We start from the raw sequence: 23,570 nt of genomic DNA on the forward strand, positions 1-23,570 counted from the left end.
TCGTCGAAAAGCCGCTATTTTAGCCCTGTTCACCGCCAGTTGATATTTTATTGGCACGCTTTTCAGTTAGAATATCAGGCTCTATAACGTTTTGATTCGGGACAGAATCCGGTAAGCCATGTCAGAAACCATCATCGAAAACCTTAATGTCGAAGCACAGGAAGTGCTGATTACTCCCGCGCGCCTGAAGGCGGCACTGCCAATGAGCGACAGCGCCAAAGCCGTTGTTTCTGCCGGTCGCGAAACCGTGCGCAATATCCTGGACGGCACAGACCACCGCATGTTTATTGTGGTTGGCCCCTGCTCTATTCACGATGTCGAACTGGCTATGGATTATGCCCAGCGCTTGAAAACGCTGGCTGACGAGCTTCAAGACACGCTAGTGATCGTTATGCGCGTGTATTTTGAAAAACCGCGTACTACCGTGGGCTGGAAGGGTTTAATCAATGACCCCTACCTTAACGACACCTTTAAAATTGAAGAAGGTCTGCATATCGGCCGCAAATTGCTGCTTGATATTGCCGAGCTGGGCTTGCCGACATCAACCGAAGCTCTGGACCCTATTTCGCCTCAGTACTTGCAGGATTGCATTTCCTGGTCGGCGATTGGTGCAAGAACAACCGAGTCGCAGACTCACCGCGAAATGGCCAGCGGCCTGTCTTCTGCCGTCGGCTTTAAGAACGGCACCGACGGCGGCTTAGACGTCGCGATGAATGCTATCGGCTCAGCAGTAAAGCCCCACCGTTTTCTCGGTATTAACGGCGAAGGCCAGGTGGCTGTGATCCACACGCGCGGCAACCGTTACGCCCATGTAGTACTGCGCGGCGGTAGTGCCGGGCCTAACTACGACTCAGTCCATATTAAATTGTGTGAGGCCGCCCTGGATAAAGCAGGATACCCACTCAATATTATGGTGGATTGCAGCCACGCAAACTCCAACAAGCAACCGAGTCTCCAGCCTCTGGTTATGGAGAATGTCACTAACCAGATCATTGAAGGCAACACCTCGATTATCGGTTTGATGATCGAAAGTAATCTTAAACCCGGCAACCAAAAAATTCCGGCTGACCTTTCTGAGCTCGAATACGGTGTATCAGTCACTGATGGCTGCATCGGCTGGGAGGAAACTGAGGCTGCGCTGCGCGATATGCGCGATAAACTTCGCGATGTGCTCCCCGGCCGCAAGCGCGGTTAAAAGCCCCACCGGAAAGATTAAAATGCGCCAATTGGCGCCTTTTTTATTATTTGTTGATCCACCCGAATATTTTTGGCGTAAAGCTAAGTGCTTCTACACCATCTATGGCTTTGCCCCGGTTTATCCGGGGCTTTTTTTTAGCGATTGGGTAAAGCAAATTCAGCATAGAGGGCGCAGTGATCAGACAGCGACCGCCACGGCTCTCCGCGCAGCACCTTCGCTTCACGTAATGCTAAGCCCTTGTAGTAAATGCGATCCAGCGGCAACAGTGGATATGGCGCGGGAAAGCTCTTTGCCGGCCGACCCTGCATTTCAGTCATCGCCTCCCGAACATCCAGATCACGATAGAAATGCTTGTGCAGACGCAACTGCCAGTCGTTAAAATCACCGGCGATAATCAAGCCCTCAGCAGCGCTACCTCGCGCCATAAGCTGATGCTTCAATTGCTTGAATTGGCGGCGTCGCTCCCAAGCCAACAAGCCCATATGCGCACAAACAAGCTGCACACCGGGAGTAATTTGCGCGAACAGTAAGCCGCGCTGGGAGCGCTTCATCACTGACACATCGACATTGTCGCTGTTAACAATGGGATATTTGCTGAGGATGGCATTGCCGTGATGACCGTGCTGATAGATCGCATTGCGGCCGTAGGCAAAATGCGGCCACACGCTGTCAGCCAGGTACTCAAACTGGCCGGCGTCCACCCAATTTTCCCAGCGTTTAGCGTGGTCGCGGTTTTCGCCAACAACTTCCTGTAGAAAGACAATGTCGGCGTTTACACTGCGAATGCCCTCGCGAATTTCATCGAGCAAATAGCGCCGATTGCGGGCACTGAACCCTTTGTGCACGTTATAGGAAAGTATTCGCAGCGACTTCACAAGTTAGCATTCCGCATGGCAGTGTTTCTGTTTACGGCCACTGCCACAACAGCAGCGGTCGTTGCGCGCAAGCTTGATAGCTGGCAGTTGTTCACCTTCGGTGTAGTACCACCTGCCGTCCATACGAATAAACCGAGAGCGCTCATGCAACTGCGCTACGCGCCCCTGTTGACTATAAAATGCCACAAATTCGACGGTCGCCGCGTCTGCGTGTGGGGCTGGTGCAGCCAAAATACGCAGGCCTAGCCAGGGCGTGTCATCGCTAATAAGGGGGTCTTGCGGGCGAAAATCGGGGTGCCAGCTCTCGCGAAGGTAGCGATTGTCGCCCACCACGAATGCACAATAGCGCGAGCGCATCAATTGCTCCGCCGTGCTCGCGGTGGCCTGATGAGAGTGATAGGGCTGACAGCAATCCGCGTAGTTGCTATCACTGCCGCAGGGGCACGCCGTATCCATTAGGCCGGTTTTGCAGGAACTAAACTGGGATCAGTGGCTTGCCAGTCACTTGGCAGTGCAATGGCACTGCGTGTCTCGCGATCAAAACCAACAATCACACTGCTTGAGGTGGTGGCACATTCGCCATTGGCATAGATATGGTGTTCGATGGTCATGCTTTTGTTGCCAACGTGTGAGCACCAGGTATCGACAACAACCTCGTGGTCGAAGCGAATTTCACGCAGCATATCCATTTTTACACTCGCCACCACGTTGTGGGGCGCTTTGGAGACTTTATCCAGCTCGCGAAAAAAATCGATTCGCGCCAAGTCAAAATATTGCGCGTAAACGCTGTTGGACACGTGGCCGAGAAAATCTAAGTCGGAAAAGCGCACCTGTATGCAGGTGCGCGTATAGGGAAGCGAAATCATGGCAAATCCTTCTGGCGCCGCCACGCGGCGCGGAATGCGAGGAAGCAGACTTATTTAAAGTAGGCGTTATCGGTGTTGCTGTGATCAGTCATATCCCGCACGCCATTCAATTCGGGCACCTGCTCAACCAAGGTTTTCTCAACCCCCTCTTTGAGGGTGACATCGACCATACCGCAACCCTGGCAACCGCCGCCAAATTTCAAAATGGCAATATGGTCTTCGGTAATTTCAACTAGCGACACTTCACCGCCGTGGGCAGCAAGTGAAGGGTTAACCTCGTTGTACAGCACGTAATTGATGCGATCTTCCAAGGGGCTGTCAGCACTGACTTTTGGCAACCGAGCATTGGGCGCCTTGATCGTTAGCTGACCACCCATGCGATCTTTCGAATAGTCGATCAGCGCATCTTCTAAAAATGGCACGCTGCGACCCTCGAAATAGGCCTTGAAACCGCTGTAATCAATGACGATATCGTCATCTTTAGCGTCGTCATCGCGACAATAAGCAATGCAGGTTTCCGCCTTTGGCGTGCCCGGTTGCGTAATGAACACACGAACACCGATCACGTCATCTTGTTTGGAAAGCAGTTCAGCCAGGTAGCCCTGCGCGGACTCAGTGATGGTTAATTTAACCTCGGCTTGCTCTGTCGTCATATGTACCTCGTATGGACTCCGGACGGATCGTAAGCGGCAGTGAGATGAAATTTCTATGCCAAGCTGACAATCTGATAGAATTGCGCAGTTTAGCACGAAGGCCATTCCGGCCACAGCCTATGAACGGCTACTTGCCCCACGTAAAACAGCATCAGGACCTACATGACTCACTCTACTGCCCGCGCCGATCTACTAAAAGCTGCCATCAAAGACCGCATACTGGTGATAGATGGGGCCATGGGCAGCATGATTCAACAGTATAAGCTGGAAGAATCTGCTTACCGAGGCGAACGCTTTGCCGACTACCACAAGGACGTGCGTGGCAATAATGATCTACTAACACTGACCCAGCCTCAGCTGATTCGCGATATTCATCAGGCGTTTTTGGATGTTGGTGCCGATATCATCGAGACCAACACCTTTAACTCCACCATGGTCGCGCAGGATGACTATGAACTGGGCGAGATTGCCGAAGAGCTCAATGTAGTAGGCGCCCAGCTTGCCCGAGAAGTGGCTGATGCCGAAACAGCCCGCAACCCGGATAAACCCCGGTTTGTAGCCGGTGTTATCGGCCCCACCCCTCGGACCGCGTCTATTTCTCCCGATGTAAATGACCCCGGCGCGCGCAATATCAATTTCGACAAACTGGTCAGCGACTACTACGCCGCCACCCGCGGTCTGGTGACCGGTGGCGCGGATCTGCTGCTAATCGAGACCATCTTCGACAGCCTGAACGCCAAGGCCGCCGTATACGCGGTGCTGCAGTATTTTGAAGACCACAATATCGAGCTACCGATCATGATATCGGTAACGTTTCCCGACACCAGCGGACGCACCCTTTCCGGCCAAACCCCAACGGCGTTCTGGAATAGTATTGCCCACGCTAAGCCGCTGATCGTTGGCACCAACTGTGGCCGCCGATTTAGCGAAATTCGTCCCTTTGTTGAAGAGCTCGCCGACGCGGCAGACTGCTATTTTAGCGGTCACTTTAATGCTGGCTTACCTAATGAATTCGGCGAATACGACGAAACCCCCGATGATATGCACGGCGAGCTGCGCGAATTTGCACAGCGCGGCTACCTGAATTTAGTGGGTGGTTGCTGTGGCACGACCCCTGCCCATATCGAAGCAATCGCACGTGCCGTAGAAGGCGTGACTCCCCGTGCGCTGCCCGAACGAGCGCCCGCATGTCGGCTGTCTGGCCTGGAGCCGTTCAACATCACCGCCGACAGTCTGTTCGTCAACGTCGGTGAGCGCTGCAATGTAACGGGTTCGGCAATCTTCAAACGGCTGATTTTAGAAGGCAATTACGACGAGGCGCTATCTGTTGCTCGCCAGCAGGTGGAAAATGGCGCGCAGATCATCGACATCAATATGGATGAAGGCATGCTCGACGCCCAGTCGGCAATGGTGACCTTCCTCAATTTGATTGCCTCCGAACCCGACATCTCGCGCGTGCCCATCATGGTGGACTCCTCAAAGTGGGAGATTATCGAGGCTGGCCTGAAATGCATTCAGGGAAAACCCGTGGTCAATTCGATCTCACTAAAAGAAGGTGAGGAGGAATTTCGCGATCGCGCCCGTCAGTGCATGAAGTTCGGCGCCGCCGTGGTGGTGATGGCCTTTGACGAAGATGGCCAGGCAGATACCTTTGAGCGCAAAGCAGAAATCTGTAAGCGCTCCTACGATATTTTGGTCGATGAGATCGGCTTCCCCGCTGAAGATATTATTTTCGACCCCAATATTTTTGCGGTTGCCACCGGCATCGACGAGCACAACAACTACGCGGTCGACTTTATTGACGCCACCGCCTATATCAAAGCCGAACTCCCCGGCGCCATGGTCTCCGGCGGCGTTTCCAATGTGTCGTTTTCGTTCCGCGGCAACAACCCGGTGCGCGAGGCGATTCACTCGGTGTTTCTCTACCATGCGATCAAAGCCGGCATGGACATGGGTATCGTTAACGCGGGTCAGCTCGCCATCTACGACGACCTGCCAGACGAGCTGCGCGACGCGGTAGAAGACGTCATCTTGAATCGCCGCGACGACAGTACCGAGCGGCTGCTCGATATCGCCGAGAAATACCGCGGTGACGGCAAAGGCATGGCCCAGCAGGAAGACCTTAGCTGGCGTGAATGGCCCGTCGCCAAGCGCATAGAGCACTCCCTGGTAAAAGGGATCACCACGTTTATCGAAGAGGACGCCGAGGCCGCGAGACAAGAAGCGGCAAAACCTATCGACGTGATTGAAGGCCCGTTGATGGACGGCATGAACGTCGTTGGTGATCTATTCGGCGATGGCAAGATGTTCCTGCCTCAGGTCGTAAAATCTGCCCGGGTGATGAAACAGGCCGTTGCCTATCTAAACCCCTTTATTGAAGCTGGGAAAGAGGTCGGCGCCAAAGCCAACGGCAAGGTGCTAATGGCGACGGTGAAAGGCGATGTTCACGACATTGGCAAAAACATTGTTGGCGTTGTTCTACAGTGTAATAACTTTGAGGTCATCGACCTGGGTGTCATGGTCTCGGCCGATAAGATCTTGGAAACGGCAAAAGCCGAAGAGGTAGACATTATCGGCCTTAGCGGGCTGATCACGCCCTCACTTGACGAGATGGTCCACGTGGCGAGTGAGATGCAGCGTTTGGATTACCAAGTGCCACTGATGATCGGCGGCGCCACAACGTCGAAAGCACATACCGCGGTAAAAATTGAGCCAAAGTATCAAAATGATGTCACCGTCTACGTGCCTGATGCTTCGCGCAGCGTTGCCGTTGCCACCCAACTGATTAGCCAGGACCTGAAGGCACAGTTCGTCGCTGACCGCCGCGATGAATACGAGCGCATTCGCGCGCGCCGCGCGGGCAATGCCCAGAAAACCCGACTGCTGGACTATTCAGCGGCCTGCGAGCGCGCCCTGCCTTTCGATTGGAGTGACTATCAGCCACCAAAACCCAGCTTTACTGGCACCAAAGTCTTTGAAGACTACCCACTGGAAGCCTTGCGCGAGACCATAGACTGGACGCCATTTTTCATCTCCTGGGGGCTGGCAGGCAAGTATCCGAAAATACTCAGCGACGAGAAAGTCGGCGAGGCTGCGCAAAATCTATACGATGACGCGCAGAAGATGCTTGATAAATTAATTAACGAGAAGCACATCAAGGCCAACGCCGTAATTGGTTTTTGGCCCGCCAAGCGTCGTGGTAGCGACGATATTGCGGTGTTTAACGAGCAGGGTGAGGAAATCGCCCTACTCCACCACCTGCGCCAACAGGCCAAAAAAGCGGACGATAAACCGCAAATGAGCCTGGCCGACTATATTGCCCCCGAGGGTAGCGATGTCGAAGACTACGTTGGCGGCTTTGCGGTGACCACCGGCATTGGCGCTGAAGAGCTAGCGAAACGTTACGAGGATGCCAACGACGATTACAGCGCCATTATGGTGAAAGCGCTGGCTGATCGCTTGGCAGAATCGTTTGCCGAACACATGCACCTGCGCGTTCGCAAGGAGTTCTGGCCTTACGCCCCAGAGGAAAACCTGGACAACGACGCACTGATTAAAGAAGCCTATCGCGGCATACGCCCTGCTCCCGGCTACCCGGCTTGCCCCGACCACACAGAAAAAGAAACACTGTTTACACTACTCAATGCCACTGAGAACACAGGCATTAGTTTGACAGAACACTTGGCGATGTTCCCTGCGGCCGCCGTGAGTGGTTTCTACTACTCCCACCCGGAGTCACGCTATTTTGCCGTGGGACGCATCGGCAAGGACCAAGTGGCCGATATCGCTAAGCGAAAAGGGATGGAAATGGCAACAATGGAACGCTGGCTGTCGCCGATTTTGGACTACGATCCCTGACAGCGGCAAACAAAAAAGGCTGCCAATTGGCAGCCTTTTTTGTTGCTGGCGGTGATGACTTTAAGAAGGCATACCTGACAGCCAGTATACGACGGTTGCAATAACAATCGTCAGGATCGCTACAGACGCGCAGGCGTCAGCAAAATTATCTTCACGGGCTTCTTGGTTTTGGTCAGACATGACAACCTCAATGGAATAATGACGTTAACACCCGGCGAACCGGCTTGGAAAAACCGCCAGTATAGCAAGATTATGAAAAAGACTGCTATTTGCTGAGACAGGGAGTGAAGTAATCGGTCAAACGCATAAGGCTTATCCGCAAAAAGCGTTAGTGGCAGAACCGATTAAAATTTATCATTCGCTCCGATTTATAATTAAGCGCCCTGCCCTCACACGTCGGGAGCGCATGACACTTAACGCGAGAGATTACACGTTATATGTACGCATACGACCAGTACGATCGGCAGATCATCAGCCAGCGCGTCGCTCAGTATCGGGATCAAACCGAGCGCTACCTGGCTGGCAAAATCACTGAGGAACAGTTTTTGCCACTGCGCCTTCAAAATGGCCTGTATGTTCAGCGCCTTGCTCCGATGCTGCGCATTGCGGTGCCCTATGGCACATTGAACAGCCAGCAGCTGCGCAAGCTAGCCTTTATTACCCGCGAGTATGACAAAGGCTATGCACACATTAGTACCCGCCAAAATGTTCAGTTGAATTGGCCAAAACTGGAAGAAGTTCCCGATATTTTGGAACATCTGGCTGAGGTGGAAATGCACTCCATCCAGACCAGTGGTAACTGCATTCGAAATGTCACCGCAGACCAGTTCTCTGGCGTTGCCGCCGATGAAGTTGAAGATGCCCGCCCTTGGTGTGAAATCATTCGTCAGTGGTCCACTTTTCACCCTGAATTTGCCTTCCTTCCCCGCAAATTCAAAATTGCAGTGTGCGGCTCTGAGCAAGACCGGGCGGCGGTATTGGTTCACGACATCGGCTTGCAGATCGTTAAAGACGAAAGCGGCAATACCGCGTTCAAAGTGATTGTAGGCGGTGGCCTGGGCCGTACGCCGGTTATCGGCAGTGTTATCCACGAGGCCTTACCACCGCGCCACCTGCTCAGCTACCTGGAGGCCATCGTTCGGGTTTACAACCAGTTGGGCCGCCGTGACAATAAATTTAAAGCGCGTATTAAAATTTTGGTTCGCGCGATGGGCGCAGACGCCTTCAAAGCTAAAGTGGAAGAAGAATGGGCCTTTATTAAAGATGGCAATCTAGACCTTCCCGACGAGGAAATTGCCCGCGCTCAGTCATTTTTCACTCGCCCGGATTACGAAGCGCTGGAAAATGAAGATCTCCAGGCCCTCGCCCTCGAGAATGTCGATTTCGCCCGCTGGCTCAACCACAACGTGCACGCCCATAAGCAACGTGGCTACGCGATCGCTACCCTATCGCTGAAAACCACCGGCGTCGCACCGGGCGATATCACTGCAGAACAGTTTGAAGCGGTCGCGGACCTCGCCGAGGAGTTTGGCTTTGGTGAAATTCGCTCAACCCATCAACAGAACCTAGTACTACCCGATATTCAGCAGCGCCAGCTTTTTGCTCTATGGCAAAAACTTGTCAGCCTGGAGCTTGCCAGCCCGACGGTAGGCACGATGAACGATATCATCTGCTGCCCCGGCGGTGATTTCTGCTCGCTGGCCAACGCCAAGTCGATCCCCATTGCAGAAGCCATTCAGCGTCGCTTCGACGATCTGGACTACCTCTACGACCTGGGCGACATAGAGCTGAATATCTCTGGCTGTATGAATGCTTGTGGCCACCACCACATTGGTAATATCGGTATCCTCGGCGTCGACAAAAAAGGTCAGGAGTTCTATCAAGTGTCGCTCGGCGGTCAGCAGGGGCTGAATGCATCGCTGGGTAAGATCCTTGGTCCTTCTTTTGCACAAGACGAAATTCCCGACGTCGTTGAGAAAATACTCAACTGCTACCTTGAAAAGCGCCACCCCGAAGAGCGCTTTATCGATACCTACGAACGCATAGGCCTGGCGCCGTTTAAGGAGCGTGTATATGCCTAAGATTATTAAAAATGGTCAGGTTGTTGACGACAACTGGCAAGTTTGGCGCGACGCCGAGACCTTACCGAGCACCGACCACGTTATTGTTCCGCTGGCGCTCTGGCAGCAGCAGCGCGACGCCCTGCTCGCCTTGGGCGAAATAGCCGTTTATCTGGCCAGTGACGAGTCACCTAAATCACTGAGCGACGATGACTTGTCAGCGCTCAGCTTTGTGGCGGTAGACTTTCCGAAGTTTATGGACGGTCGCGGCTTCAGTTATGCCCGCGAGCTACGCGAGCAACGCCAATATCAAGGCGAAATTCGTGCCGTCGGTGATTTTATTCGCGACCAGCTGTTCTATATGAAGCGCTGCGGGTTTTCCAGCTATGCCCTGCCCAGCGACGAGCTGGAAGCGGCGCTGGCCAGCCTGAACGACTTCAGCGAAAGCTATCAGCCTGGTGTGGATCAGCCACTCCCGCTGTTCCGGCGTCGCCAAGCGTAATTGCACACTAAACCCGCTATGCGGGTTTTTTTACGCCTCCCTTTCCCTCCGCTATGCTGAGTAGTGCCGGATCATTGTGATACGGCGCAAGTAGAGCAGCGGGAGCGCGTGTGGAAACCAGCCTGACCTTCTCATTTTTTCTTATTTTCAGCGGCGCCGCCTTGCTGGCCTCGCTCGCCTTAATCAGCCGTCAACCGCTACTCATTGCCTATATTGCACTGGGCGCAATCATTGGTCCCTACGGTGGCGGCTGGGTTACCGATTTAGGCTTGTTGGCAGAGATCGCCGAGTTTGGCATCGTATTTTTGCTTTTCTTGCTAGGCCTGGATATGCAGCCCCAAGCGCTGCTGCACAGCCTGAGAAAAACCACAGGCATGGCGCTAATTAGCTCCACAATATTCCTGGCCATTGGTTACAGTGTTGGCGTGGCGTTTGGCTTTACTCAGGCCGAGGCGTGGGTAATCGGGGCCGCGATGATGTTTTCCAGCACCATTATCGGCATTAAATTACTGCCAACCACCGTTTTGCACCACCGCGAGAACGGCGAACTAATGGTCGGGATTTTATTGCTGCAAGATATGATCGCGATACTCGTGCTCCTGTTAATATCGAGCGTTAGCCAAGGGGAGTTATCGCCGATCAGCCTCGGTAAAACCCTCGTCGCCCTCCCCCTTCTCTGCGCCCTGGCGTTGGTCGCTGTACGCTACTTATTACTTCCACTTATTCAGCGCTTTGACCGCTTTCAAGAATACATTTTTTTACTGGCGATAGGTTGGTGCTTAGGGCTTGCCGAAGCGGCCCATGCGATGGGGCTTTCTGCGGAAATGGGCGCCTTTCTCGCCGGCATAAGCCTCGCTACCAGCCCGATCTCCCAGTACATCGCGATTAGCCTTAAGCCGTTAAGAGATTTCTTTTTAATATTGTTTTTTTTCTCATTGGGGGCTCGCTTCAATCTGGCGCTGATCACAGAAATAGCCGCCCCAGCCCTCCTTCTCGCGGCGATACTACTCACGATAAAACCACTTAGTTTTCGCTTCTTGCTGCGGCGAACATTAGCGTCTAAGCGGCTATGCTGGGACCTGGGGCTTCGCCTGGGGCAGATCAGCGAATTTTCGCTGTTGATCGCCTACCTGGCTTTTGATCAAGGGGTCATTGGCAGTAACGCGTCTCATCTTATTCAGGCTACCGCCATTCTGAGTTTTGTTGTGTCATCGTATATTGTCGTGCTTAACTGCCCGACGCCCATCGCGATTCGCGATGAGCTACGCCGGGACTAAGCGCTTTATTGAAACAGCACCGAAAAGGTGACGGGAACTGCCAGCGTAATGGATTTCAGCCCAGCAAGCTGTCGCAGTTTGTCTATGCCCTGCTCCAAGCCCAAAGCGGCGATATCGATAAATGCCGGCGATGTAGTTACCACACGAATATCACCATTTTCCAGCCGGCTTACCAGCGTATTAAAACGCAATGCTTGACGCTTGCCACCCAGCATCAATTCGCCCTCAACGGTCATCGCTTGCGGCGAAGATACCTCAATAGCAGCAAGGGCATCTGTATCAATCGTGGCATTGAACGTGGCCGATGGCTGCTTATCGACATCAAAAAGGTACTTTTTGATTCGCTTGTCACGAATATCAATCCCTGAGTCAATGCTTGCCAAGTCGATATTGATAATCGCTTTGCCGGTGGTGGTATTAAGCTGCCCGGTAACTTGATCAAAGCTAAATAACTCGGCGACACGATTGTTTTTTACGCTCACCACATTGAGCACTGACGACCCGCCAACCAGCTCTAAAGCCTGAGTTGCCATCGCTGCGGCATACAAGCAAAGCCCAAATACGATTTTTTTCATTACCTGTCTCCCACCGTGAACAGACGCCGGAGTACCCGACTTCCAATTGTCTTTATCTGACTCTATTTTCTACGCTAAATTCCCCATATTGCGAGCACAAAAAACCCGGCCTGAGCCGGGTTTTTTTGTGCTCACTAGCTGAAGGGCTATTAGATAGCGCTTTCCAGCTCAGGCAAGGCGTCAAACAGGTCTGCAACCAGACCGTAATCAGCAACCTGGAAGATAGGAGCATCTTCGTCTTTGTTGATGGCAACAATGACTTTTGAGTCCTTCATACCAGCCAAATGCTGGATAGCACCAGAAATGCCGACAGCGATGTACAGCCCCGGTGCGACGATTTTACCCGTCTGACCTACTTGCATATCGTTAGGTACGAAGCCCGCGTCAACAGCCGCGCGCGATGCACCAACTGCTGCACCAAGTTTGTCTGCCAGGGAGTACAGCATGCTGAAGTTGTCGCCGTTCTGCATACCACGGCCACCAGAGACAACGATGTCTGCCGCAGTCAGGTCTGGACGATCGCTCTTAGCCAGCTCTTCTTTCTCGAAGCTGGACTTACCCGCATCGTGTGCGCTAGCAACCGCTTCTACGGCAGCAGAACCACCTTCTGCAGCAGCAGCATCGAACGCCGTTGCACGAACAGTAATGACTTTGATCGCGTCAGAAGACTGAACAGTGGCGATAACGTTACCGGCATAGATGGGACGCTTGAAGGTATCCGCGCTCTCTACCGAAATGATTTCTGAAATTTGCGCAACATCCAGCAACGCGGCAGCACGAGGAAGCGTGTTCTTACCGTTAGTGGTCGCAGGAGCCAAGATGTAACCGTAGTCTTTGCCCAGTTCTGCGATCAACAGTGCCACATTCTCAGCCAGCTGGTGACCATAGGCAGCGTTGTCTGCAACCAGTACCTTGCTAACGCCGTCGATTTTAGCCGCCGCTTCAGCCGCAGCACCACAGCCTTCACCCGCAACGAGTACAGCGATATCACCACCGATAGCTTTCGCTGCGCTAACTGTGTTCAGGGTTGCCCCATTGATAGAGGCGTTATCGTGTTCTGCAATAACTAGAATACTCATTAGATTACCTTCGCCTCGTTCTTCAGTTTCTCAACCAGTTCGGCAACGTCCGCAACCTTGATGCCCGCTTGACGCTCCGCAGGCGGCTCAACCTTCAAGGTTTTCACACGTGGTGTAACATCAATACCCAGCTCGTCTGGAGTCAGTGTATCGAGAGGCTTCTTCTTCGCCTTCATGATGTTAGGCAGTGACGCGTAACGAGGCTCGTTCAAGCGCAGATCAGTCGTTACGACTGCGGGCAATGCCAGCTTAACGGTTTGCAGACCGCCATCAATTTCACGAGTAACTGCAACGCTGTCGCCGTCGACGGCAACTTCTGATGCGAAGGTACCCTGACCCATTCCGGTCAGTGCCGCCAGCATTTGACCGGTTTGGTTGTTGTCGCCGTCGATCGCCTGCTTACCCATGATCACGAGTTGCGGCTGCTCTTTATCAACAACGGCTTTGAGTACTTTAGCAATACCCAGTGGCTGAACGTCTTCTTCAGTTTCTACCAGGATGCCGCGGTCAGCGCCCAGGGCCAACGCAGTACGGATCTGCTCTTGAGCCACTTTAGGACCGATTGAGACAGCAATGATTTCAGTAGCAATACCCTTCTCTTTCAGGCGTACCGCTTCTTCAACAGCGATTTCACAGAATGGATTGATCGCCATTTTGACATTATTCAGATCAACGTCTGTACCGTCCGACTTCGGACGTACTTTGACGTTGTAGTCAACAACTCGTTTGACAGCAACAAGAACCTTCATGGATTCCCCAGTAAACGCGTAAATGAAATGAAACAGCTAGTCGTCTTTACGCTGCGGACCAATATTTCGATCCGTCCAGACGTTTAGCCCCGTTAAAAAAAGCGCCGTTATATTGACGGCATTGGCCTTCAAGGTCAACATGAGCACGCTATTCAGCAGCTGAATAACAGGCATAGCGCAGTTCTATTTAGCTGAATATCGCCGAAAATACGATCTACGCGGTCATTCCTGCCATATAAAAAAGAACAACCCCGCGTAATATTAAAGCTAAGTTTAGAAGCTAAGCGGTGCTTATGTGGCGTTTTTAAGTGCTGACACTTATACTTGCGCCTTCGAAAATGGTGTCAAAACGCCCAGCCAATAAGGGCTACACCTGTGCTTAATCTTAGAGGAGAGAGTCTGTGGAACGCGAATCAATGGAATTTGACGTCCTGATCGTCGGTGCTGGGCCTGCAGGTTTGGCAGCAGCTTGCAAAATTCGTCAGTTAAGTGAAACCAGCGGAAAAGACATCAGCGTTTGTGTTGTAGAAAAAGGTTCTGAGGTCGGCGCCCACATTCTATCTGGCGCAGTATTTGAACCCACCGCGCTGAACGAGCTATTCCCGGACTGGAAAGAAAAAGGCGCGCCGCTGCACACGCCAGTGACTGGCGATGACATCTACTTTATGACCAGTGGCGAAAAAGCCATCAAAGTCCCCGACTTCGCCGTGCCCAAAACGATGCACAACGAAGGTAACTACATAATTAGCCTGGGCAACCTGTGCCGTTGGCTGGCCGAGCAGGCCGAAGGCATGGGTGCAGAAATCTACCCCGGCTTTGCCGCTGCTGACGTTCTGTACAACGATGACGGTAGCGTAAAAGGTATCGTCACTGGCGATATGGGTATTGCCGAAGACGGCAGTCAAAAAGACAGCTACATGCCTGGCATGGAGCTGCATGCTAAATACACCCTGTTTGCTGAAGGCTGTCGCGGTCACCTCGGCAAGCGTTTGATGGAAAAATTCGACCTGAATGCAGGCAAAGAACCCCAGCATTACGGCATCGGTATTAAAGAGCTGTGGAAGATCGACCCCGCCAAGCACGAGCAAGGTAAGGTCGTCCATACTGCGGGTTGGCCACTTTCTGAAAACGGCGCCCTCGGTGGCTCCTTCCTCTACCACTTGGAAGACAACCAAGTCGCAATCGGCCTGATTACCGACCTCTGCTACGATAACCCGTGGCTGTCTCCCTTCGAGGAATTCCAACGCTATAAGCAACACCCCGTCGTTAAGCAGTACCTGGATGGCGGTGAGCGCGTATCCTACGGTGCTCGGGCTATCGCAAAAGGCGGCCTGCAATCTCTACCAAAGATGACCTTCCCCGGCGGTCTGTTGATTGGCTGTGACGCGGGCACGCTGAACTTTGCCAAGATCAAAGGTAGCCACACCGCGATGAAGTCCGGTTTGCTGGCTGCGGAAGTTGTTCATAAGGCGCTGACTGAAGACGATAAATCCGGTGAAGAACTCACCGAATACACCACTGCCTTTGAAGGCTCTTGGCTGTATAAAGAGCTGTACGCTCAGCGCAACTTTGGCCCGGCACAGCACAAGTTCGGTAATTTCTTCGGCTCGGCCTATGCCTTTATCGATCAGAATATCTTTGGCGGCAACCTGCCCTGGACGTTGAGCGATACCAAGCCTGATTACGCGCAAATGAAGCCTGCGGACAGCTGCAAAAAGATTGAGTACCCCAAGCCTGATAACAAGCTGAGCTTTGACCGCTTGTCGTCAGTGTTCCTCTCAAACACTAACCATGAAGAAGATCAGCCCTGCCACCTGACATTGAAGGACGCAGAGCTGCCCATTCGTGACAACTTGCCCAAATACGCCGAGCCCGCTCAGCGTTACTGCCCGGCAGGTGTGTATGAGGTGGTCGAAGACGAAGGCGGCCAAGCGCGCTTCCAAATCAACGGTCAAAACTGCGTACACTGCAAAACCTGTGACATTAAGGACCCCGCCCAGAATATTGTGTGGGTGACTCCTGAAGGTTTGGGCGGACCGAACTATCCCAACATGTAGCTGAGACGCTTCAACAAAAAAGGCAGCCTTCTGGCTGCCTTTTTTGGTTTTAAACGCCCCAAAACCCCTGGGGGTTACTTACACACGCCCTAGCTCAAATTGCTCACCAGCGCTGCGAACAATGAGTCGATCACCATGTTGCTCAGCCAGGTCCACCAAGCGGTAAAAACACGCGCGATTCACTCTTGCTGACAAGCCGTGCTCGAGGGAAACCGCCGGCCTAGGCTCCCCGGACTCAGGTGACTCGGTGACACTGAGCCGATACTGAGGACCGAGTTCATGCCATGTATCGACGTTAGTTTTAACGGCAATTCTACGCCCTTCCGACGTCGATTCGCCTACTTCCATATCGACAATCAGCAGTGGGAGATCTTCAACCTGTAAGCGCCATTTCTCGACCGGGGTGACTAAATAATAGTGGCCATCCGCTTCGCACCGCAAAATCGATGCAAATAGCTTAACCAACTCATGGCGCTTGATTTCGCCACCTTCGTGAATCCAACGCCCGTCAGCCAAAATCTGAATGTCGATTTCGCCACTCAGCGCCGGCTGCCACTTTTCAATCGGTGGCCTGCCGGCTTGGTCTTTCAATAAGCGTTCAATGGTTTCTAGGCTACTCATGGGGCTCTCCCTAGGGTCGCCAAGTGAGCTGCACTCAGCGAATGACTCGCACGTTAACCACACCGTCTAGGTCAGCAATTTTTGCAAGCAATGCGTCGTCGACATTGCCGTTTAAGTCGATAAGGTTATAGGCAATTTCATCGCGGCTTTTGTTAAGCATATCAACGATATTCACGTTTGCATCGGATAACAATGCCAGAATGCTGCCCAGAATTTTCGGCACATTGCGATTCGCCACCGCCAGGCGCACATCGCCACTGCGTTCAAGCTGAAGATTCGGAAAGTTTACCGAGTTCTTGATGTTTCCGTTACGCAGGAAATCATCTAACTGATCAGCCGCCATGATCGCGCAATTTTCTTCGGCCTCATCGGTACTGGCACCGATATGCGGCATCAATACCACGTCCTCATCACGCGCAATCAATTCCGGCGTTGGGAAGTCCGTGATAAAGCGACGTAGCTGCCCGGCATCCAGGGCATCGATCACCGCGGCAACATCGACAATCTCTTCACGCGCAAAATTCAACAAGCACGTGCCCGGGCGACAATTACTCAGAAGCTCGGCATTCACCAGCCCTCGCGTTGCATCGAGTACCGGTAGATGGAGGGTGATGTAATCGGCACGCGCAAACAAACTGCCCAGGTTCTCCATTTTTTTCACCGCGCTTGGCAACCGCCATGCTGCATCGACTGATAGCGCGGGATCATAACCAATGACCTTCATGCCTAGGTCGAGCGCGGCTCTTGCTATCATCGAGCCAATAGCCCCCAAGCCAACAATACCCAGGGTGCGGCCCGCCAGTTCATTTCCCTTAAAGCGCTTCTTTTCCTTTTCTAATAATTTGGCAAGAGCGGCGCCATCTTTCATGTCCCCCAGCGTATTCACATAGGAAATTCCCTCTAGAATACCGCGCGAACCCAATGTCAAGCCTGCTATTACCAGCTCTTTTACCGCGTTGGCATTAGCACCGGGGCTATTAAATACCGGGATACCCCGGTCTGTGCACTCAGCGACGGGCACGTTGTTAGTACCAGCCCCTGCGCGAGCGATGGCTTTGACCGATTGCGGAATATCCGCGCTCTGCAATTTGTGGCTACGCAGCAAAATGGCATCGGGCGAGCTAAATTCACTGGCGATCTCATATTGGTCGCGAGGCAGGCGCTCAAGCCCTTTCACAGAGATTTGGTTCAGGGTAAGAATTTTGTACACACTTCCTCCTTGGCAGGGACTGCAGCAGAAACCAAACCTATGATTTCGTCGCAGGTAGTAATTCAGCGAGTTGACCGAGCTCGGATATATCAACGAGAGGTAAACAATGGAACGCCTTGATTTCCGCTATCTTGCCGGCCACAGCGATGGCAGCCGTAAAATCTTCATCTTGAGCAAGTAAACGCAATTCCCAACGCTCGGCATCATCGGCATCAAAGCGACTTACTTCCAAACCGTCGAGTAGTACCGAAAAATCGTGCAGCGGAATCGACAAGCCTTTGCCACGCGCTTTCAAATACGCCTCTTTTAATGTCCAGGAGCGAAAGAAAACACTTAGCCGCCCTTCTTCCTCAACGTCGCGCAATGCAGCCATTTCCGCGGGGGAAAGGTAATCATCAGCAGCGTCTAACATTCCTTGGCTATCGGTTTGGAACTCGACGTCCACACCAATATCGCAGCCACTGGTCACTGCACAAAGCGTTAAGCCGTGGGTATGAGCGGCATTAAAGCTTACGCTACCGCTATGCGCTGGCAGAAAAGGCTTACCGAAGTCATTACTGTCGAATGTTAGCTGCTCCGGCTCCTGCCCCGTGTACTGCGCCAGTACTGTGCGTAAGAAAGCTCTACTAGCTACGTATTCTTCTGCTTGTCCGGCATGCTGACGCTGCTCGTATTCCTGCTTCTCTTCGTCAGAGAGCATATTCAAATAGCGGTCCATATTCGCTAATAGTCGAGGGTCATCAGTCGCACAACACCAAACATCCACCTGACCCACCGACAGGCGCCGTTGTTCGCTCGCCTTATTCATTATTCTATCCTTACCAGGGCGTTCGCCCCGGTAGTGTATGGGGTACTTCGTCGCTTACTTGATATCAACCTGTTAATTGATGGTGATATCTGCGTTATTCCACAAATTGTTAAAATAGTTGGCAAACGCTTGAGATGACGCATTTTGGGCAACACTTCGACGCAAGTTCAACAACGCTTCGGCCTCGAGAGCGGTGCGGTGACCGGGCTCGCTCGCAAGAAGTTGAACGACCGTGTAATCGCCGTTCTGCTGATGCAGTGTCGCAGCAACGGGGTTGTCTTGCGCCGGCGCCGCCAATTCAAATACGAAACGTCGCAGCGCCGGCTCAACACTGATGTCACTGCGGCGAATATCCTGCATTGCCTGCCAATCCAGGCCGTGCTGCTTGGCGACCGCCTCTGCACGCTGACCTTCGGCTAATTGTTGCTCTATCTCCTGGGCATCGGCTTTCGCTCGCTGTGCCGCTTTCTCTGTTTGCAAGCTCACTTCAATTTCTGCTCGCACTTCTTCAAACGGCTGCAGCTGGGGCGCTTGATATTGATCGACATGCAGAACCAAGAAGTGATCAGGAGTGAGTTCGAACACATCGCTGTTTAACTCTTGCTCCCTCAATTCGCTATCAAATGCGGCCTGTTTGACTCTCTGGTCAGCAAACAAGCCGTCATTATCCTCAGAAGAAAGCCAGTCACTGCGTTTAACTTCCAGCCCCAGCTCGGCGGCCGGCATCGCGAGACTTTCTGCGTTAAAGACAAGGTCGCGCAGGGATTCAACCGCGGCCAATAACTTTGGACGTGCCTTTTGGCGACGAAGTCTTTCGGTAATTGCTAAGCGCTCCGAGTCCAAACTGGGCACCTCAGGCTGCTTGACACTGAGCAGTTTAATCAAATGAACACCCGCTTCAGTTTCGACTGGATCGGAGACTTGCCCCGCCTCAAGTGCTGCCAAGGCATCCTCAAACTCTGCTGGAAAGCTATCGCCTGCGGTGAAGCCCAAGTTCCCACCATTGGACGCTGAGCCCGGGTCCTCGGACAACGACTTAGCCAACTCGGCAAACGATTCGCCGGACGACAGGCGCTGCTTAACCTCATTGAGCTTAGCTATCGCCTGGTCGCGATTAAGCTCATCATCAATTTCTAACAGTATATGGGCTGCTTCACGCTCTGTATTCTGGGTCATCCCCTCGATAAGGCGCTCGTACTCGGCAAGCACCTGCTGCTCTGACACTGGCTCGTAGAATTGCTCTTCTTTCAGCTCCAGATATGACACTTTTACCTTTGGCTCACTCTGGAAGCGCGCGCCATTTTCTTCGTAATAGCGTTTGAGCTCTTCATCAGTCAGCGTGATTGCCTTGCGATATTTTTCGAGCGGCACTGTTACCGTTTGGAAGTCGCGGCTCTCGTGGATATAGGCGATGGCTTCGTCCAACTCTCTTTCAGTAACGAAAGCCGATGCCGCCACAGATGCCGACAATTGCTGAATTAGTAAGTCAGAGCGCAGTAATTGTTTGAACAACGCGCTGTTATAGCCCTGTAAGCGCAATACTTGCTGGTAGCGCTCTTGCGAAAAACGACCATCTTCCTGGAACTGAGGCATGGAAGCGATGGTGATATTTAGCTGCTGGTCTGAAATCTCAATGCCCGCGTCTTCTGCGGCTTGCAGAAGTAACTGCTGCTTAATCAGCGAGTCTAACGCCGGCTTGCGCAACACGGCATCGTCAAGCATCGAGGGCTCGAGTTTATCGCCCATCATATTGATCAAGCGGCGTTTCTGCATGGCAAGTGCCTGCTGCAACTCTGCCTGAGAAATTTCTTTACCATTGACTACCGCGGCCGGTGCCTGTGAGCCACCACTGAAAAGGCTGTCGATACCAAAGAATGCAAATGGCACCACGATAATGGCGATAATGACCTTGGCGGCGGTACCTTGGATATTGTTGCGGATATTTTGCAGCATTTACCTTTGAACCCATTCAAATATAAAAAAAGCGCATCTTTCGATGCGCCTTTCGACAGAGGCGGTACCTCTTCGCGACGACTCTGTCTAACGCTATGACTGTCGCAACTGAACTTAGTTGCAGGCGTCTTTCAGCGCTTTACCAGCCTTGAAGCTAGGAATCTTCGCAGCAGCAATTTCAATTGGCGCACCAGTCTGGGGGTTACGGCCAGTGCGAGCAGCGCGCTCTTTAACACTGAAAGTACCAAAACCGACCAGCGACACAGAGTCGTCAGACTTCAGCGCGTTAGTAATGGCTTCAACTGCTGCGTCCAGTGCACGACCGGCCGACGCTTTAGAGAGATCTGCTGACTCGGCAATGGCGTCGATTAGCTCAGATTTATTCACTTATCCTTCCCCTTCGAATTGTTATGAAAACTGTATTGCAAAGCTGGTGGCGACGTTAGCATGTAAACACGATGACAGTAGCCGCCGACTCAGAGAGAAGGATTTATACCAACTGCTCCTGGGGCGGTCAAGGAAACTCTGCATCACTGGCCCCATTATCGTAAAACTGCGAAGCATAGAGCACATGCGGCTTGCAGCCTGATCACTGGATGACCAGAACAGCAAGCTCTACCGTCTGCACTCAGCCGAACTCAGTGGGCACTGATTCGGCTGTCTTTTTCTCCCTCTGGGTTGTTTTCCAGCGCTTTCTGTTCATCACTCAAACCCGCGAGGTATTCCTCCTCCGAAATCTCCTCGGGCACGCGTTCAAGCGCTATATTAAGCACTTCGTCAATCCACTTGACCGGTTTAATGTCGAGATCAGCTTTAATATTTTCTGGAATTTCTTTTAGATCGCGCTCATTTTCGGCCGGAATCAGTACCGTGGTAATACCGCCGCGGTGCGCGGCCAGGAGCTTCTCTTTCAAGCCGCCAATAGCCAATACCTGACCACGCAGGGTGATCTCACCGGTCATTGCCACGTCGCTCCGAACCGGAATTCCGGTGATAACAGAAACCAGCGCGGTACACATACCTATACCAGCTGACGGTCCGTCTTTCGGCGTTGCGCCCTCAGGCATGTGAATATGGATGTCGTGGCGGTCGTGATACTTCGCCGGCACGCCCAAACGCTTAGACCGACTTCGCACTACCGTCATAGCCGCTTGAATCGACTCCTGCATGACATCGCCCAGTGAACCGGTTTGGATGTGACGCCCCTTACCAACCACCGACACCGCCTCAATGGTTAGCAGTTCACCACCCACTTGCGTCCAAGCCAGCCCGGTTACTTGACCAACCTTGTTTTCTTCCTCAGCTTTACCGAAGGTAAATTTGCGAACACCCAGGTACTCTTCCAAGTTTTGCGAGGTGACCTCTATAGGCGACTTATCGTCGCTAAGCGCCACATTCTTAACAATTTTACGGCAAACCTTGGCGATCTCTCTTTCCAGGCCCCTGACACCCGCCTCGCGAGTGTAGTACCTGACGATGTCCTGAATCACTTCGTCGCCGATAGACGCTTCTTTTTCCTTCAAACCGTTATTCTTCAGCTGCTTAGGAATGAGGTAGCGCCGCGCTATGTTGATCTTCTCATCTTCGGTGTATCCGGGTATGCGGATGACTTCCATCCGATCCAGCAATGCTGGGGGAATATTCAACGAATTCGACGTGCAGATGAACATGACGTCGGACAAATCGTAGTCCACCTCAAGGTAATGATCATTGAACGCGTGGTTTTGCTCCGGATCCAACACCTCGAGCAGCGCCGATGCGGGGTCACCGCGATGATCCATCCCCATCTTGTCAATTTCGTCTAACAAGAACAGCGGGTTACGCACACCCGTCTTAGACATTTTCTGAATAACTTTACCCGGCATGGAGCCAATGTACGTGCGGCGATGACCGCGAATCTCTGCCTCGTCACGGACCCCGCCAAGTGCCATCCGAACAAACTTCCGGTTGGTTGAACGCGCAATCGACTCACCCAGCGATGTTTTACCTACCCCTGGTGGCCCCACCAAGCACAGTACAGGCCCCTTCACTTTCTTAACGCGTTTTTGTACAGCCAAATACTCGAGGATCCGCTCCTTAACTTCTTCGAGACCGTAGTGATCACTGTTAAGAATTTCTTGCGCGCGTTTGAGGTCATGCTTAACACGCGAGCGCTTCTGCCAGGGGATATTTACCAGCCAATCGATATAGCCACGCACAACCGAGGCCTCGGCAGACATTGGCGACATCATTTTTAGTTTGGAAAGCTCAGCCTTGGCTTTTTCAAGCGCCTCTTTGCTCATGCCAGATTCTGCGACGCGCTTTTCGAGCTCTTCCAGCTCGTTGGCGCCCTCTTCTGATTCGCCCAACTCTCGCTGGATCGCTTTCATCTGTTCGTTGAGGTAGTACTCACGCTGGCTCTTTTCCATCTGTTTCTTAACGCGTCCACGGATGCGTTTTTCTACTTGAAACAGATCGATCTCAGACTCCATCAGCGCCATTAAGTGCTCTAAGCGCTCGCGCTCGTCACTCATTTCCAATACCGCCTGCTTTTGCTCGAGCTCCATGCTCATGTGTGCGGCAACGGTATCCGCCAGGCGACCAGGCTCATCAATACCAGAAAGAGAGGTCAGTACTTCGGATGGGATTTTTTTACTTAAATTAATGTACTTCTCAAACTGAGAAATGGCCGAACGCAGCATCACCTCAGATTCTTCATCCGGAATCTTCTGCTCGGCAATTGGCGAGGCTTCTGCCCTGAAGTACTCGTCTTCAGCGGCAATGGCGTCGATCTGCGCACGATAGTCGCCCTCGACAAGCACTTTGACCGTGCCGTCGGGCAGTTTTAGCAGCTGAAGAATATTGGCGACGGTGCCAATGTCATACAGGTCTTCTGTGGAGGGTTCATCCACATCCGGATTTTTTTGTGCTGCAAGAATAATTTCTTTGTTGTCAGCCATGGCCAGCTCGAGCGCCCGAATCGACTTATCTCGACCTACGAACAAAGGAATAACCATGTGGGGGTAGACAACTACATCTCGCAGGGGAAGCAGCGGCAACTCTAGAGTTTCACGCTTGTCAGCCATTAGCTCGCCTCTTTTTGAATCATTTTGGGCCCGCACAGCAGGTATATCGTTCTACGATATGCGGGCGGTTATGGTTCTAAGATGGGGATTTGAAGGCAGAAATACAAGACTTGACTGTAAACAAACTGACAAAAAAGCCGCCTGGGAGTCAGGCGGCTTTGCGT

At 52.6% G+C, this 23,570-nt stretch carries 20 protein-coding genes; 6 read left to right on the forward strand and 14 right to left on the reverse strand.

Annotated elements, in window-relative coordinates; genetic code table 11:
* The first annotated feature begins 118 nt into the window (after positions 1 to 118).
* The gene (locus tag H573_RS0107765) at positions 119 to 1,195 is read left to right on the forward strand and encodes a 3-deoxy-7-phosphoheptulonate synthase (RefSeq protein WP_027873771.1); all 1,077 of its coding nucleotides are present in this window, start codon (positions 119 to 121) and stop codon (positions 1,193 to 1,195) included.
* A 137-nt stretch (positions 1,196 to 1,332) separates the two neighbouring features.
* Here the strand turns inward: H573_RS0107765 and H573_RS0107770 are convergent, their stop codons facing one another.
* Genes H573_RS0107770 through nfuA form a run of 4 tightly spaced genes read right to left on the reverse strand, consistent with a single transcriptional unit; the run spans position 1,333 to position 3,592 of the window.
* Positions 1,333 to 2,073 (reverse strand): endonuclease/exonuclease/phosphatase family protein, encoded by a 741-nt coding sequence (locus H573_RS0107770; RefSeq protein ID WP_027873772.1) that lies wholly within the window; start codon positions 2,071 to 2,073, stop codon positions 1,333 to 1,335.
* 3 nt (positions 2,074 to 2,076) lie between these two features.
* Positions 2,077 to 2,529, reverse strand: a complete 453-nt coding sequence (locus tag H573_RS0107775; RefSeq protein ID WP_027873773.1) for a YchJ family protein — start codon at positions 2,527 to 2,529, stop codon at positions 2,077 to 2,079.
* The gene (locus H573_RS17495; RefSeq protein ID WP_051171117.1) at positions 2,529 to 2,939 is read right to left on the reverse strand and encodes an acyl-CoA thioesterase; all 411 of its coding nucleotides are present in this window, start codon (positions 2,937 to 2,939) and stop codon (positions 2,529 to 2,531) included. The genes H573_RS0107775 and H573_RS17495 overlap by 1 nt, the downstream gene beginning before the upstream one ends.
* Positions 2,940 to 2,989: 50 nt before the next feature.
* Positions 2,990 to 3,592, reverse strand: coding sequence for a Fe-S biogenesis protein NfuA (gene nfuA / locus H573_RS0107785; RefSeq protein WP_027873774.1), 603 nt, complete (start codon positions 3,590 to 3,592; stop codon positions 2,990 to 2,992).
* 162 nt (positions 3,593 to 3,754) lie between these two features.
* Here nfuA and metH point away from each other — a divergent pair, with 162 nt between their 5' ends.
* The 4 genes from metH (at position 3,755) to H573_RS0107810 (ending at position 11,289) form a co-directional block, all read left to right on the forward strand.
* Positions 3,755 to 7,450, forward strand: coding sequence for a methionine synthase (gene metH / locus H573_RS0107790; protein ID WP_027873775.1), 3,696 nt, complete (start codon positions 3,755 to 3,757; stop codon positions 7,448 to 7,450).
* 437 nt (positions 7,451 to 7,887) lie between these two features.
* Positions 7,888 to 9,531 (forward strand): nitrite/sulfite reductase, encoded by a 1,644-nt coding sequence (locus H573_RS0107800; protein WP_027873776.1) that lies wholly within the window; start codon positions 7,888 to 7,890, stop codon positions 9,529 to 9,531.
* Positions 9,524 to 10,012: a DUF934 domain-containing protein gene (locus H573_RS0107805; protein ID WP_027873777.1), complete on the forward strand. Its 489-nt coding sequence runs from the start codon at positions 9,524 to 9,526 to the stop codon at positions 10,010 to 10,012. The genes H573_RS0107800 and H573_RS0107805 overlap by 8 nt, the downstream gene beginning before the upstream one ends.
* 110 nt (positions 10,013 to 10,122) lie before the next feature.
* On the forward strand, positions 10,123 to 11,289 hold the full coding sequence (locus H573_RS0107810) for a cation:proton antiporter domain-containing protein (protein WP_027873778.1): 1,167 nt from the start codon (positions 10,123 to 10,125) through the stop codon (positions 11,287 to 11,289).
* Between the two features lie 5 nt (positions 11,290 to 11,294).
* Here the strand turns inward: H573_RS0107810 and H573_RS0107815 are convergent, their stop codons facing one another.
* The 4 genes from H573_RS0107815 to H573_RS19510 form a co-directional block, all read right to left on the reverse strand.
* Positions 11,295 to 11,864 carry a YceI family protein gene (locus H573_RS0107815; RefSeq protein WP_027873779.1) on the reverse strand — a complete coding sequence of 190 codons (570 nt, stop codon included), beginning with the start codon at positions 11,862 to 11,864 and terminating at the stop codon, positions 11,295 to 11,297.
* Positions 11,865 to 12,013: 149 nt separating this feature from the next.
* Positions 12,014 to 12,943, reverse strand: a complete 930-nt coding sequence (locus tag H573_RS0107820; protein WP_027873780.1) for an electron transfer flavoprotein subunit alpha/FixB family protein — start codon at positions 12,941 to 12,943, stop codon at positions 12,014 to 12,016.
* Complete coding sequence (locus tag H573_RS0107825; RefSeq protein WP_027873781.1) at positions 12,943 to 13,692, reverse strand: electron transfer flavoprotein subunit beta/FixA family protein; 750 nt, start codon at positions 13,690 to 13,692, stop codon at positions 12,943 to 12,945. The genes H573_RS0107820 and H573_RS0107825 overlap by 1 nt, the downstream gene beginning before the upstream one ends.
* A 36-nt stretch (positions 13,693 to 13,728) precedes the next feature.
* Complete coding sequence (locus H573_RS19510; RefSeq protein ID WP_154653862.1) at positions 13,729 to 13,866, reverse strand: hypothetical protein; 138 nt, start codon at positions 13,864 to 13,866, stop codon at positions 13,729 to 13,731.
* A gap of 227 nt (positions 13,867 to 14,093) precedes the next feature.
* Here H573_RS19510 and H573_RS0107835 point away from each other — a divergent pair, with 227 nt between their 5' ends.
* Complete coding sequence (locus tag H573_RS0107835) at positions 14,094 to 15,749, forward strand: electron transfer flavoprotein-ubiquinone oxidoreductase (protein WP_027873782.1); 1,656 nt, start codon at positions 14,094 to 14,096, stop codon at positions 15,747 to 15,749.
* Positions 15,750 to 15,827: 78 nt separating this feature from the next.
* Here the strand turns inward: H573_RS0107835 and H573_RS0107840 are convergent, their stop codons facing one another.
* The 6 genes from H573_RS0107840 to lon all read right to left on the reverse strand — a co-directional run bounded on the left by H573_RS0107840 (position 15,828) and on the right by lon (position 23,406).
* Positions 15,828 to 16,370, reverse strand: coding sequence for a DUF1285 domain-containing protein (locus H573_RS0107840; protein WP_027873783.1), 543 nt, complete (start codon positions 16,368 to 16,370; stop codon positions 15,828 to 15,830).
* Positions 16,371 to 16,404: 34 nt separating this feature from the next.
* A complete protein-coding gene (locus tag H573_RS0107845; protein WP_027873784.1) occupies positions 16,405 to 17,580 on the reverse strand; it encodes a phosphoglycerate dehydrogenase in 1,176 nt (391 codons plus the stop codon).
* A gap of 37 nt (positions 17,581 to 17,617) precedes the next feature.
* Positions 17,618 to 18,388, reverse strand: a complete 771-nt coding sequence (locus tag H573_RS17500; RefSeq protein WP_051171118.1) for a 4'-phosphopantetheinyl transferase family protein — start codon at positions 18,386 to 18,388, stop codon at positions 17,618 to 17,620.
* A 72-nt stretch (positions 18,389 to 18,460) separates the two neighbouring features.
* Complete coding sequence (locus tag H573_RS17505) at positions 18,461 to 20,341, reverse strand: SurA N-terminal domain-containing protein (protein WP_051171119.1); 1,881 nt, start codon at positions 20,339 to 20,341, stop codon at positions 18,461 to 18,463.
* Positions 20,342 to 20,455: 114 nt separating this feature from the next.
* Positions 20,456 to 20,728: an HU family DNA-binding protein gene (locus H573_RS0107860; protein ID WP_027873785.1), complete on the reverse strand. Its 273-nt coding sequence runs from the start codon at positions 20,726 to 20,728 to the stop codon at positions 20,456 to 20,458.
* A 251-nt stretch (positions 20,729 to 20,979) separates the two neighbouring features.
* Positions 20,980 to 23,406: an endopeptidase La gene (lon, locus tag H573_RS0107865; RefSeq protein WP_027873786.1), complete on the reverse strand. Its 2,427-nt coding sequence runs from the start codon at positions 23,404 to 23,406 to the stop codon at positions 20,980 to 20,982.
* Between the last annotated feature and the right edge of the window lie 164 nt (positions 23,407 to 23,570).

It is taken from the genome of Neomelitea salexigens DSM 19753 (assembly GCF_000422345.1).
GTDB lineage: Bacteria > Pseudomonadota > Gammaproteobacteria > Pseudomonadales > Spongiibacteraceae > Spongiibacter > Spongiibacter marinus_A.